At 28.8% G+C, this 12,318-nt stretch carries 14 protein-coding genes and 1 pseudogene; 5 read left to right on the top strand and 10 right to left on the bottom strand.

All coding sequences use genetic code 11. The features are described 5' to 3' along the window. Nucleotides 1-39: 39 nt before the first annotated feature. The 3 genes and pseudogenes from H599_RS0103170 to H599_RS21135 all read right to left on the bottom strand — a co-directional run. On the bottom strand, nucleotides 40-939 hold the full coding sequence (locus H599_RS0103170) for a peptidase associated/transthyretin-like domain-containing protein (protein ID WP_026712791.1): 900 nt from the start codon (nucleotides 937-939) through the stop codon (nucleotides 40-42). A gap of 141 nt (nucleotides 940-1,080) precedes the next feature. After that, nucleotides 1,081-1,290 (bottom strand): hypothetical protein, encoded by a 210-nt coding sequence (locus H599_RS0103165; RefSeq protein WP_026712790.1) that lies wholly within the window; start codon nucleotides 1,288-1,290, stop codon nucleotides 1,081-1,083. Between the two features lie 263 nt (nucleotides 1,291-1,553). Further along, nucleotides 1,554-1,774: pseudogene (locus tag H599_RS21135) on the bottom strand (IS982 family transposase); the annotation flags it as partial. A 141-nt stretch (nucleotides 1,775-1,915) separates the two neighbouring features. On the opposite strand from H599_RS21135, the gene H599_RS0103160 reads away from it, so the two are divergent. From H599_RS0103160 to H599_RS21455, 4 genes are all read left to right on the top strand, one after another. Next, nucleotides 1,916-2,263, top strand: a complete 348-nt coding sequence (locus tag H599_RS0103160) for an ISAon1 family transposase N-terminal region protein (protein ID WP_026712789.1) — start codon at nucleotides 1,916-1,918, stop codon at nucleotides 2,261-2,263. Nucleotides 2,264-2,408: 145 nt separating this feature from the next. Further along, on the top strand, nucleotides 2,409-2,696 hold the full coding sequence (locus H599_RS21465) for a transposase (protein WP_449403923.1): 288 nt from the start codon (nucleotides 2,409-2,411) through the stop codon (nucleotides 2,694-2,696). A gap of 40 nt (nucleotides 2,697-2,736) precedes the next feature. Continuing rightward, nucleotides 2,737-2,913 carry a hypothetical protein gene (locus tag H599_RS21460; protein ID WP_449403922.1) on the top strand — a complete coding sequence of 59 codons (177 nt, stop codon included), beginning with the start codon at nucleotides 2,737-2,739 and terminating at the stop codon, nucleotides 2,911-2,913. Beyond that, nucleotides 2,891-3,235, top strand: a complete 345-nt coding sequence (locus tag H599_RS21455; RefSeq protein WP_449403921.1) for a transposase — start codon at nucleotides 2,891-2,893, stop codon at nucleotides 3,233-3,235. The genes H599_RS21460 and H599_RS21455 overlap by 23 nt, the downstream gene beginning before the upstream one ends. 278 nt (nucleotides 3,236-3,513) lie before the next feature. Here H599_RS21455 and H599_RS0103150 read toward each other — a convergent pair whose 3' ends face one another. The 3 genes from H599_RS0103150 to H599_RS0103140 form a co-directional block, all read right to left on the bottom strand. Beyond that, a complete protein-coding gene (locus tag H599_RS0103150) occupies nucleotides 3,514-3,819 on the bottom strand; it encodes a hypothetical protein (RefSeq protein ID WP_026712788.1) in 306 nt (101 codons plus the stop codon). Between the two features lie 311 nt (nucleotides 3,820-4,130). After that, complete coding sequence (locus H599_RS0103145) at nucleotides 4,131-4,358, bottom strand: hypothetical protein (RefSeq protein WP_026712787.1); 228 nt, start codon at nucleotides 4,356-4,358, stop codon at nucleotides 4,131-4,133. Between the two features lie 400 nt (nucleotides 4,359-4,758). Further along, complete coding sequence (locus H599_RS0103140; RefSeq protein WP_026712786.1) at nucleotides 4,759-5,436, bottom strand: ATP-binding cassette domain-containing protein; 678 nt, start codon at nucleotides 5,434-5,436, stop codon at nucleotides 4,759-4,761. Nucleotides 5,437-6,433: 997 nt separating this feature from the next. Here H599_RS0103140 and H599_RS0103135 point away from each other — a divergent pair. Then, nucleotides 6,434-7,210: a DUF3405 domain-containing protein gene (locus tag H599_RS0103135; RefSeq protein ID WP_026712785.1), complete on the top strand. Its 777-nt coding sequence runs from the start codon at nucleotides 6,434-6,436 to the stop codon at nucleotides 7,208-7,210. Nucleotides 7,211-7,224: 14 nt separating this feature from the next. Here the strand turns inward: H599_RS0103135 and glf are convergent, their stop codons facing one another. The 4 genes from glf to H599_RS0103115 form a co-directional block, all read right to left on the bottom strand. After that, nucleotides 7,225-8,334, bottom strand: a complete 1,110-nt coding sequence (gene glf / locus H599_RS0103130; RefSeq protein ID WP_026712784.1) for a UDP-galactopyranose mutase — start codon at nucleotides 8,332-8,334, stop codon at nucleotides 7,225-7,227. Next, nucleotides 8,335-8,976 carry a DUF707 domain-containing protein gene (locus H599_RS19130; RefSeq protein ID WP_081810496.1) on the bottom strand — a complete coding sequence of 214 codons (642 nt, stop codon included), beginning with the start codon at nucleotides 8,974-8,976 and terminating at the stop codon, nucleotides 8,335-8,337. A gap of 141 nt (nucleotides 8,977-9,117) precedes the next feature. Then, nucleotides 9,118-9,930 (bottom strand): DNA/RNA non-specific endonuclease, encoded by an 813-nt coding sequence (locus tag H599_RS0103120; RefSeq protein ID WP_026712783.1) that lies wholly within the window; start codon nucleotides 9,928-9,930, stop codon nucleotides 9,118-9,120. Between the two features lie 72 nt (nucleotides 9,931-10,002). Next, nucleotides 10,003-12,270, bottom strand: coding sequence for a carboxy terminal-processing peptidase (locus H599_RS0103115; RefSeq protein WP_026712782.1), 2,268 nt, complete (start codon nucleotides 12,268-12,270; stop codon nucleotides 10,003-10,005). Nucleotides 12,271-12,318 lie beyond the last annotated feature (48 nt).

Here is a 12,318-nt window from a genome sequence, read left to right as displayed (position 1 = left end):
TTTATAGATAATAATACTCAATCAATTGATGATTGATAATCAATTATATTCAACATCAATCATATAATGCAGTTTTTGAAGAAGCCAAATATTACATTTATCCAAATAATTACACTCTCTAAACAAGTATGATTTTCGAATATACTGATCATCATATTTATACGCTTTCAGTGCGGGAACTGCTGATATCTTTCCGTATTTTGAATTAATGAAGTTTTGTTTATAGTTTTTTTCTTCTAAAATAATAAAAACAACAAAAATACCCTCATCTGGAATTATTATTTTAGATTTTGAAACATCAACCTTTGTCCAATTTTCATTATCTGTTTTTGTAACTAAAATATCTTCATTTAAAATAGGCTTAGATGGCAGTCCTATACTATCAACAGTATATAGATTTGTTTTGAATGGTAAATATTTTAAATTTTTAACTCCTCCATAATCAGAAACAGCAAATATGAGATTTTTAATATATTCATTACTTTTATTACTTTTAGGGATAAAAATAGCCGCTTTATTATTCCAACTGAAGTTAGTTTCAAAACTATTTAACTTTTCAAAAAAAGAAAGATGATTTTTGATTTTTGTATCTGGTTTAATAATAACTTCTGATAATTGATTTTGGTCATTATCCAAATAAATGGTGTCTAAGATTTTTTTGTCTATTCTTTTTTTATAGCCTAATGAAGAAACTTCAATAGAATCTATTGTGTTGTTTGGTATTTCAAATTTTCCGTTTTCATCAGTTATAAAATACTTTGATATATTATTTGAATATATTTTTAAATTTACATTTTCAATTGGTAATCGTTTGTCACTTGAATAAACATATCCCCAAATTATATGGTTATTGTTTTTGTGCAGTCTTTCTTGTGAAAAAATATTCTGAAGAAATAAGAACAAAATAAAACTTATTTTTAAAAAAAAATTTATGCTCATAATGTATTTAAAATTTAATAAAAGAGGCAGTGCTAAAAAGAGCACTAGCCTTCTTTTATTCAGGTAGCTTTCTAGAAAATATTATTAAAATATAATATTATCAAAAATGCTTTGGGCTTTTTGGATAAACTCATAGAAATATTAACCCCAAACAGAGCAACCACCCCATCTTAATTCTCCACCACAATTCCATTCGCAAACATAACTAACTGGTTCGCCCCCAGAATAAAGTATTTTTTCTTCCCCAGTAAGAGTGCAACCACTACCATAACCACCATAACCACCATTAATAGCTTTCATTTCCTTTCTTGAAAGCATATTTTCTGCATTTTTCAAACTTAATTTTTTCATAATAAAATTTTTAAAGTTAAATAGACTAATATTCTTACTTTCTTTAATTTTTTAAATGGCTCACGTGCACTTGAGTTTAATAGTACATTTTAAGTAAGATTATTTTTTCAAATGTAAAAAATATAAAAAAATCTTAAGCTAAAAGTATTGTTAATTTTTTCTTAAAAAGAGACATTATGATTTTTAGTTAATAAATAAAATTTGAAGAATAACAAAATATGACCTCAAGGGTTTAAATTATGAGACTTAAAAATTTATAATTCTTAACCAGTAGAGCATTTAGTCAAATTGATTTTTAAGTTATTAAATATTCCAGTTTGCATTTTTATTAATTATCTGTATAATAGTCATCGTTGTTATTTTAGATTATTCTTGTTTTAAATCCTAAATAGCTCTTGCATAATTTTCTCCTAATCATAAACTGGTCACATACTTGAGAAAACAAAGTTTCTATCATCTCGCTGGATTTCCGTATTATGTATGGCAGGTTTAACGGATAACTACATGTGTGTTTTTTATTTGGTAGTATTTACAGTTAGTATATACCGCTTAATTTCGGATAACGAACAAAACCTGGGAGGAAAAGTAAAAATAAATTCAGAACTTTGGAATTTAAGAATTACGTATGACTTCAATAGAGCTTTTAAAATTTATGCTTCCCGATTTTTTAGTAGACCACTTCGAAGCAGTCTCCACTACAAATACAGAAGAAATATTGCATTTGTATTTTGAGGAAAAAATCAATCCTCCAGAAGAGTTTAATGGACTTGAACTGGTTTCCAAAGGTTTTCTCGATGAGTTTACTATTCAGGATTTTCCCTTGCGGGGTAAATTTGTGTATCTGCATATAAAAAGACGCCGTTGGACCAATAAAGCCAATGGAGAGATTATTAAAAGAGACTGGACTCTAGTGGTTAAAGGAACTCGCATGACTCAGGAGTTTGCGGCTTTTTTTAAAGAAATTAATAGATAACAGTGCTATAGATTGTCATACCATTGGAGGATTCTTTGGTGTCAATGGTAAAAAACTCCAGAGACAATATAAAAAACATCTGAGTTCTTTTACTGCATGGGCTCAAAGAGAACATGCTCATCAATGGATTCTTTACCCAGAGAATATGGGAACTCATCTCTCTATTGATGAAGTAGCTTTGTCTCAGGGAGAACTCTATACAATTGTAACCAATAAAAGCTTTAAAGGCAAAAAAGGCTCCTTAGTTGCTATTGTTGCCGGAACAAAGGCTGATCAGGTCATAGAGCATATATCTAAGATTGATTATAAAAAAAGATGCCGTGTAAAAGAAATTACACTTGATATGGCTAACACAATGAAGTTAATCTCAAAGAAGTGTTTCCCAAAAGCGGTACAGGTTACCATAGATTTCATGTTCAGAATTAGCCCTTGAGGCTTTACAGGAGATCAGGATCAAACATCGCTGGGAAGCTATGGATCTAGAGAATCAATCTATAATAAAGGCTAAGGAAGAAAATAAAAAATATTTTGCGGAACTTTTACCAAACGGAGACTCTAAAAAACAATTATTAGCCAGGAGCAGATATTTACTGTATAAATCTCGTGAAAAATGGACTGAAAGTCAAAATGAAAGAGCAAATGATCTTTAGTTTATATCCCGATATTAAGACAACATACAATCTAAATCAACAACTCAGAGGAATCTACAATAACAATAATGATAAACACATTGCGATGACAAAACTAGCACATTGGTATAGGAATGTAGAGGAATCAGGCTTTAAAAACTTCAATATTCTACTCAATACTAAAACTCTTAATTATCAGTCAATCTTAAATTATTTTGATAATAGAAGCACAAATGCTTCTGCTGAATCTTTCAATGCTAAAATAAAAGCTTTCAGATCTCAATTTAGAGGAGTACGTAATGTAGACTTCTTCTTATTCAGATTATCCAATCTTTTTGCCTAATCCCCAACTTTTGAACCTGATCCTGAATTTCACTGAATATTTTCTCATCTTGATGTGTGTTCAATAAAAAAATAAATCTTTTAAAAAGAGTCTTTTTTTTAATGCTCTTTTTAAAAGATTTATTTTTTTATTTCTCGCTAGACAATTATTATTACATCAAAGATTAGATATTCATTCTAGTAAATAAAACACATAATTATTTTAGATATAGATGAACCAAAATTTTTATCATACTACTGGTGATATCTTTCGTTTTCTAGCAAGTATTCTCAGTAATCTTATTGCTTTTTTTTCTTTGTCATTTCAATAATTCTATTTTTTTTATCGATATTAATAGAATATTTTTGCATATTTAAAGTATCTAGAACCAATCTTATTTTTGATTTTTCTATTTTTCTTTTATCAATTATAAATGTTGTAGAAGTTGTGTCAATTGAATTATAAATTGTTTTTAAATCATTATTAGTACGAAAGTTTGCATCCAAATTAATACCTTCTATTTTGTTTTTTTTTATGTTTTTATTTACATTACAAGAATAAAACAAAATTAAAAATAGAAATCCAAAGATTGATTTTTTTTTCATTATAGTTGATTTTTATGAAGTTGTGAATTAAAATTATATCGTAAAAGTAATCAATATAGAGATTAAATTTTATATTTCTCAACTAGTTTAAAAAGTATTTTAAAATAACACTATCTAAATTTTTTAAAAAAGTGTAATTGAAAATATAAATCTATTCTCATTAATAATAATTAATTTGTATATCTATAATGTTTTCAACTAAGTTTTGGATTATAACCTTTCACATAAACTCAATTAGCATAAATGCGAGTTTGTTTTAAAAACTCTTTTTAAGTTCTAAAGACAGTACAACTTTGTTTTAATCCAATGAATTATGCAACATTTCCCCACCCACAAATATTATTCAAATATTGAGTTGCAGCACTTCCAGGAATAAAAAGACGTTCTCCATTATCTCCAGTAACCCAAGTTCCTGCTATCCAACAATCTTTACCATCATAAAAATATCCCGGTGCTGTTCCATAATACCCCCCACTAATTGCTTTCATTTCTTTTCGAGAAAGGATGTTTTTTGCATTTTTTAAACTTAATTTTTTCATAATTTAATTTTTTTAGTTAAATAAAATCCAATACTTCTTACTTAATATCCAACAAATAGCTCATGTGCACTTGAGTTAATAGGAATTAAACGAGTTAAGATTATTATTTCAAATATCATTAAAATTTATTATTGTTTGGTGTAAAATATTGTTAATTTTTATCAAATAATGAAAATTAATACATCATTCAAAAGTTAATTTAATTGAGGAGGTTAAATCGATCTAGGAGACAATATTATTTGACGAAATTAATATGTCATTAAATTTCGAATTGAGTCCTTACAAAATGGCAAATTGAATGAAAAAATAATAATTATTTTGTATCTAGATATTAAAGATTTTTTTGCGAATTTTAATTTTAAAATTAACTTTTGATATAGGAAACATAGTTGAGAAATAGTTAAGAATACAAGCGATTTTCTGATAAATAGCCAAAATTAATTAGGTCTTCTTTGTTTTTTAATAAGATTGTTTTTCCATCTTTTATAAGATATAATTTATTAGCTATATTCAAGACATTTAGATAATCATGATCAGTTATGATAATTCCTTTATTAGCAGAAGCGATTTGAATTAATTTTTTTACTTTTTCTATATAAATTGGAGATAATCCCATAAAAGGCTCGTCTAAAAATGAAAATTTTGTTTTTGAAAGTAGTATTAATTTTATTTCAAAATATCGTAGTTCTCCACCAGAAAGATTTTTCACTTTTTTATCTATAATCAAATTAATAATTTGATCGTTTAAAAACTCATGTTTAAAGTCAAAGTCTATGTATAGATTAATTATTTTGATAACTGTTAAATATTTAGGTAGAAAACTATCTTGCGGTAAAAAGGAAATATAGTTATTATTTAAATACCCTTTTTTTAATACTTTCTGGTCAATTTTTATAAATTTATTTTCGGCATCTTCAATTCCATAAATGATTTTAAGTAAAGTCGATTTTCCAATTCCATTTCTTCCAAAAAGGCCTATAATATCATTTGTTTTACAATTTATGTAAACATCTGAAAGTATAAAATTATTTCTGAAACGTTTTATTATACTATCAATAATTAAAGTGTGATTACCCATATTAATGTTTTTAATATTATTGATAAAATAATATTTAATATTAGACAATAAGCAAATAATTCTGCTTTGGAAAAGCTATTGTTGAAATAGAAAAAATATTCATTTTTTCTATAATTTTCTTTAAACAAAATACTTCCTAGTAAACCAATTAATATAAAAGAGTTAAAAAAAAAGGTTAAGTTAAAGGTTAATAAATAAATTAGAATAGACAATGGTAAGTTTATCAATAGTGTTGATTTATAAAACTCCCAAAATAAAAGAAACTTTCTTTTTTTTAACATTTTAAAATAAATTATCTCATTTACTATAGAACCTTAAATTTATTAAAAAAATTTAAGGTTCTGAATTTAATAATTAATGATTAACAACCATATACTAAGCTGCAATACCAACTATAATATTGTTTTAAACAAGTACAACATGTGAAATCTGTTGCTCCAAGACAACTCGTTCCACTACCCGCCATAATATTTTTCATTTCTTTTCTAGTAAGCTTGCCTTCTATATTGGCAAGACTCATTTTTTTTTAATTGTTTCATAATTAAATTTTTTAAAATTAATATAGGTATTATACTTACTTTGTTTATTTTTAGTATGTCACGTGCACTTGAGTTAACAAAAAGTAACTAGTAAGATTAACATTTCAAATATTGTAAATAACTAATAATATTCGATTAAAAATATTGTTAATTATTTCTTAAATAAACAAGTTTAATAATTTAACAAGATTCTTTGTCTTGAGTGATAAAATAAATAAAATTTATTTTGAGTACAGTAATTGTGTTCAAAGAATTGATTTTTTTATAATTTATAAATTTCGAAATTTCTAATTTATAGTATTTATATTTTTCATAGTTATTATTATATTTTTTGTTTTTTTAGCTGTCTTAGATTGATTTGGAAAAAATGATAATATTTATTTAAGATATTTAAAGAAAAAACAATACTGAAATTTTAAAAAAAAATACTACATTTATTTTTTAATTATTATTTTTTTATGAAACAAGCGTTTTTACTACTATCCTGTCACCTCTCTAATGCTGTAATTAACAGCTTTAATGAAATTGTGACAGCAACAAATTCCGAGAAGAATATAACATGTCTTTTATACCATCAAAAAGGGGATAATCTTCAAAAACAGATAAGCAATAATGATGTTTTTTATTTTTCAGATGATATATTAACTAATCTTAATTACAAACCCTTAGGCGAAAAACTAATTCCAGGGAATAACCATTTCCCATTATTGAAATTCTACAAGGAAAATCCCGATTATGATTATTATTGGTGTATTGAAGATGATGTTCGATATACAGGAAATTGGGCTCATTTTTTTGAGTACTTTGAAAAATTTGACAAATCTTTTATCAGTTCTCATATTCAAAGATTTACTGATGATCCACACTGGCCGTGGTGGAGGACATTATTGTACAATGGCAAAACATTAGAAACAGAATATCTGATACGATCATTTAACCCAATATATCGAATATCGAAAGAAGCACTGAGTTTTATTGATCAAGAATTATTAAATGGATGGCAAGGACATCACGAGGTATTATTTCCTACGCTTTTGAATGCTGCAGGGGCTGATTTAATGGATTTTGGAGGTAAAGGGGAATTTGTTTCACCTGGTGATGAAAATAAATTTTATTTGGGGAACTATACACAAAATAGTCATTTAGAAAACAGAGAATCAACTTTTAAATGGAGACCTGTTCTTGAAAAAATGGGAGATATACCCAATAAGTTATACCATCCTGTAAAAGATTAAAATATGGACCAAAATTAAAAAGTATCTTTTATAGTCTTTACTTTTGTAAGTGCTGCAGCAATTACCTGATGCATATCATAATATTTATATTCCGCTAAGCGTCCTCCAAAAATAACATGTCGTTCACTTTTTGCTAATTCATTATATTGACCAAATCTATTTGTGTTATTCACATCATTTATTGGGTAATAAGCCTCCAATCCAGGTTTCCATTCCTGAGGGTATTCTTTGGTTATAACAGTACCGGTTTGTTTACCAAATTCAAAATGTTTATGTTCTATTATCCGGGTATAAGGAATCGTTTTTTCGGTAAAATTTATAACCGAAACACCTTGATAGTTTGGAATATTCATGTACTCATGTTCAAATCGTAAACTTCGATATTCTAAATATCCAAATTTATAATTATAAAATTCATCTAGTTTTCCAGTATATACAATGCGGTTAGCTAATTTGCTAAGTTCATAACGATCTTTAAAAAAATCAACACCTGTTCTTACTTCGATACCAGCTAAAAGACCTTCAATTAATTTATTATACCCTCCAATTGGGATACCCTGATACTTATCGGTAAAATAATTGTTATCAAAAGTAAGCCTTACAGGTAGGCGTTTAATAATAAATGTTGGAAGATCTATGGCTTTTCGCCCCCATTGTTTTTCGGTATATCCTTTTATTAGTATTTCATAAATATCTTTACCTACCATGTTGATAGCTTGTTCTTCTAAATTTGACGGTTTAATACACCCTGCAATTTCAACTTGATTTTTGATTTTTTCTGCAACTTCCACAGGACTTTTTATATTCCATAACTGATAAAAAGTATTCATATTGAAAGGTAAATTATATAATGATTCTTTATAATTTGCCAACGGTGAATATATAAAGTTATTAAACTCTACATAAGAGTTTACATAATCCCAAATTTTTTTATCATTTGTATGAAATATATGGGGGCCATATTTATGAATATTGATCCCTTCTGTGTTTTCACAATAGATATTTCCTCCAGTATGAGATCTTTTATCTATGACAATACATTTCTTTCCTAAATTTGTCATTTCACGTGCAAATACAGCACCGTAGAGTCCAGACCCAACAATTAAAAAATCATATTCTTTCATTTAAGTGCTATAAATAGTGTAATTTAAATTGTATTTTTCCATATAATCAGACAATTCCTGATGATGATTAGATTGAACGGGTCTTGTGTGTATAGAATCAATATCGTCAATAATAGCCATGTTATATTCAGTATAGTCTAAAATTTTCCCCCAGTGAAAATCAATCCCCCAGCCACTTATGGTCTCATCAAAAGTAAATAACACTTTTTTAAGAGCTTCTCTGGAAAAACAAGGCTGCATAATTTCAACAAAATTTGTATGTCGAAGTATTGAATTTTCTTGTTTTGTAGTATGTGGATATGAAAAAAAAGAATTGGATATAGCAGGTTGTGCAATTTCCAATTGATACTTTTTCATGTACCTGAACAACTTTTTTATATTGGTAGTTGATATTTCAATATCATCATCTGGCATATAAAAATAGTCGTATTTTTCAATTAACTCAGGGTTATCACTTAAATAGTTATATATCAATTTAAATTTATAACCTTTGGATGCTGTAACATAAGGACTGTCATTTTTGAATAATTCATAGGAATCATCATAAACAATTAAATGTAAATCAAATGTAGCGCGTTTGCTAATCCATTGATGATGTAAACTTGAAGCTCCTATTGTAGCCAATACACAGTTTTTATTCATAGATTTTTTTTATTACAAATCAAATACCAACAAATTCTAACAATATAAAGTCACTAAATTTCAAAAACGCATACTTTAAAGAAATGCGTATTAGATAATTCAAAAAAGAGACCAATATAGATTGGAGTAAATATATTACAATTATTTAGATAGCCAAGAGTTAAGATTTACATTCTTTTCTAAACTATTTTCTAGCTTATCTTCTAATTTTGGAAAGAAATCAATTCCGGTTTTTGACTCAATTTCATCAACCGAAACCACATAATCAAAAATAGATTTACTACTTTTTTTATTGGGAACTAAAAAAGCAATGACTTTATAATTCCCTTTGGTATAATTCAAAGCTATTTTATAAAAATACTCAGGTACTTTTACATTTTCGCTGCCAATTGTTTTCAAATTTCCTTTCAAAACACCGCCGGTAACTACAATCAGCCCGTCATATTTAACGGCCCAAAAACGAATTTTCTGTTCCAGTCGGTTCCATATTCCGGAATTAAAATCGTGGTTTTGCGGACTGATATTCGAAGTAAAAAAAGTATCCTTATAAGCTGAAAGATTAAATTCCATGTCGGCTGCCGGACACAAATGACCTTTGTCATAACCCGAATTTTTATAACTTCTCCAATCTGCCGATTGCGAACTCACTTTGGGATCTTCAATAAAAAAAGGACGTTTAAAATCACTATTTTTCACATAATCTTTCTTCAGTTCATAAGCGACCCATTCGGCCTGCTCGGCATTTTCATTATAAGACAACGTAAAATAATCGTGTTTCACAATTTGAGCATTAGCCGATTTTGGCAAATAAAAATTTAAATCCTGCGCGGATTGCTTCCCTTCTATATCAACTACTTTTATCTTTTCATCTGAAAACTTTAGGGTTTCCTTTTGCTTACACGCTAAAAAAACAAACCCCAAAATGACGAACAGTACGCCAAACTTTTTATTCATAGTCTTTTTTTAAATAAAAACGCTCTGAAAACCGAATCAATTTCCAGAGCGTCCTCTATATTCAATATTTTATTATGATTTCGCTAAATTAGCTTTTTTCAGTTTATTAGCCGGAATCGTATTGTTTTTCAAATTTACTTTGGTTTGTAAATCATCTAAAACATTTAAGGCTTCTTCAACATAAATATCTTTAGACAAACTTTCGTGCCAACGATCTCTTTTCTCTTTCAAAATATTGTCTTTACTCATTTGCTCTGTTTCATAAGGCAGAGAAGTAAATTTCAAATTATTTTTATATTCAAAAATTGGCTTAAATTTCTTAGCTTTTTCCTCAATGGCACTCTGCGCTTTTCTAAACTTATCAATATTTAAACTATACTCATTTTCTTCACTACGGGCATCAATCCATTTGGCATTTTCCTCAATCAGCTTAAATTGCGGATTAGCCTCAATTCGCTCTTTACTGTGTGAAATAGCCTTGCTAAAATTAGCATTGTTATTCCAAACACTATAATCAGCAGCATCAATCTTATCCCAAGGCATTGCATTTTCTACATCGCGCTCTCCCATTTTTAAATAAGAATAACGATCCGGCATCACCACATCACTGCTCACACCTTCTAACTGAGTTGAACCTCCGTTGATTCTGTAAAACTTCTGTGTCGTAGTTTTTAGCGCTCCTAAATCGCCCACCGCACTGTTACGAACAAACTGGTTTAAATCAATCACATTCTGTACTGTTCCTTTACCATAAGTTTGTTTACTACCAATGATAACACCACGTTTATAATCCTGAATAGCAGCCGCCAAAATCTCTGAAGCTGAAGCCGAAAAACTGTTTACCATAACCACCAACGGTCCGTCCCATTCGATTTTCTTATCTCTGTCATACAAAACTTCTTTTTTTCTTCCGGAAGATTTGATTTGAACAATTGGTCCCTGCTCGATAAACAATCCGGCGATGTCCACAACTGTAGATAACGAACCTCCTCCGTCATCACGAACGTCCAGTACAATTCCGTCTACTTTAGCCTGTTTCAGTCTTTCAACCTCTAAAGCAATATCTTTACCGGCATCTCTTCCGTCTTTGTTTTCAAAATTGATATAGAATTTAGGCAAATAAATCACCCCGTATTTCAATCCGTTTTTGTTAACGATACTTGATTTAGCATAAGTTTCTTCAATCTCAACAATATCTCTGATAATCGAAATTACTTTAATCGTACCATCAACTTTTTTAACGGTTAAACGAACTTCAGTACCTTTTGGCCCTTTGATTTTTTTCACTACATCGTCTAAACGCATCCCAACGACATCAACCGGCTGCCCCTCTCCCTGAGCCACTTTCATCACAAGATCTCCGGCTTCCAACTCTTTTCCTCTCCAAGCCGGTCCGCCAGAAATCAATTCGGAGATTTCAGTGTAATCGTTTTTCTTTTGTAAACGGGCACCAATTCCTTCCAGAGTTCCACTCATACTTACATCAAAACGCTCTTTTTCTTCCGGTGCAAAATAATTGGTGTGCGGATCAAAACGGGCTGTAATGGAATTGATATAAACCGAAAACCAGTCGTTACGGTTTAAATCTTTCATAAAACCAAAATATTCGTCCAAAGATTTAGAAGTACTCTCTCTGGTTTCTTTTTCTAATTCTGCAAAAGATTTAGGTTTACTGTCTGCAGCAATGTCTTTTTTAGTCTCAGTTGGAACAACAGTCTCCCCGTCATTTTCTAAAGGATTAGAAAGTAATTCGGTTTCTTCTTTAGAAAGTTTCCCTTTATTTTCCTGCATTTTCAAACGATCAGTCAAGGAAGAAAGCGTTGTTAACTTCAACTGTTTTCTCCAACGCTCTTTAAGCTCCGCTTCATTTTTTGCGTAAGGCGCTTTTTCATAATCCGTATTAAAACTTTCATCGATATTAAAATCAAAAGGAGCTTTTAAAATTTCCTTATACAATCCCTGACTTTCTTTCATACGCTGCATCAAACGTTCGTAAGTCAACGTAAAAAAAGTTAAATCTCTGTTCATTAACTCATCATCCAATTCTAATTCGTACTTAGAAAATTCGTCAATATCCGATTGTAAAAAGAAACGTTTGGAAGGATCCAACGCCTGAATATAATCTTTATAAACCCCTTTAGAAAAATCATCATCTATAGTTGCCGGACTGTAATGTCCTTTTTCAATAACAAAAGTCAATAATTCTAAAAGTAATTTATCTTTATCCGGATCGACATCTGAAGCCGATTTTATTTTAAATGCAAATAGCGCTACCGATAAAAAAACAACGGTAAGAAGTAATTTATAATTTCTCTTCATAAGACTAATAATAGTATTCATTCATTTTTTTAAACTAAGTTAAGGGAAAAACCAAGTCAAGAATAATAA

The organism is Flavobacterium daejeonense DSM 17708 (assembly GCF_000425425.1).
Classification (GTDB): Bacteria; Bacteroidota; Bacteroidia; order Flavobacteriales; family Flavobacteriaceae; genus Flavobacterium; species Flavobacterium daejeonense.
Note: the sequence above shows the minus strand (reverse complement) of the source record. Positions and strands in the feature narration are given on the sequence as shown.

Excerpts from the sequence above, each read along its gene's own strand:
- H599_RS0103170 (WP_026712791.1), bottom strand. The coding sequence starts at position 939 with ATGAGCATAAATTTTTTTTTAAAAATAAGTTTTATTTTGTTCTTATTT.
- H599_RS0103165 (WP_026712790.1), bottom strand. The coding sequence starts at position 1,290 with ATGAAAAAATTAAGTTTGAAAAATGCAGAAAATATGCTTTCAAGAAAG.
- H599_RS0103160 (WP_026712789.1), top strand. The coding sequence starts at position 1,916 with ATGACTTCAATAGAGCTTTTAAAATTTATGCTTCCCGATTTTTTAGTA.
- H599_RS21465 (WP_449403923.1), top strand. The coding sequence starts at position 2,409 with ATGGGAACTCATCTCTCTATTGATGAAGTAGCTTTGTCTCAGGGAGAA.
- H599_RS21460 (WP_449403922.1), top strand. The coding sequence starts at position 2,737 with ATGGATCTAGAGAATCAATCTATAATAAAGGCTAAGGAAGAAAATAAA.
- H599_RS21455 (WP_449403921.1), top strand. The coding sequence starts at position 2,891 with ATGAAAGAGCAAATGATCTTTAGTTTATATCCCGATATTAAGACAACA.
- H599_RS0103150 (WP_026712788.1), bottom strand. The coding sequence starts at position 3,819 with ATGAAAAAAAAATCAATCTTTGGATTTCTATTTTTAATTTTGTTTTAT.
- H599_RS0103145 (WP_026712787.1), bottom strand. The coding sequence starts at position 4,358 with ATGAAAAAATTAAGTTTAAAAAATGCAAAAAACATCCTTTCTCGAAAA.
- H599_RS0103140 (WP_026712786.1), bottom strand. The coding sequence starts at position 5,436 with ATGGGTAATCACACTTTAATTATTGATAGTATAATAAAACGTTTCAGA.
- H599_RS0103135 (WP_026712785.1), top strand. The coding sequence starts at position 6,434 with ATGAAACAAGCGTTTTTACTACTATCCTGTCACCTCTCTAATGCTGTA.
- glf (WP_026712784.1), bottom strand. The coding sequence starts at position 8,334 with ATGAAAGAATATGATTTTTTAATTGTTGGGTCTGGACTCTACGGTGCT.
- H599_RS19130 (WP_081810496.1), bottom strand. The coding sequence starts at position 8,976 with ATGAATAAAAACTGTGTATTGGCTACAATAGGAGCTTCAAGTTTACAT.
- H599_RS0103120 (WP_026712783.1), bottom strand. The coding sequence starts at position 9,930 with ATGAATAAAAAGTTTGGCGTACTGTTCGTCATTTTGGGGTTTGTTTTT.
- H599_RS0103115 (WP_026712782.1), bottom strand. The coding sequence starts at position 12,270 with ATGAATACTATTATTAGTCTTATGAAGAGAAATTATAAATTACTTCTT.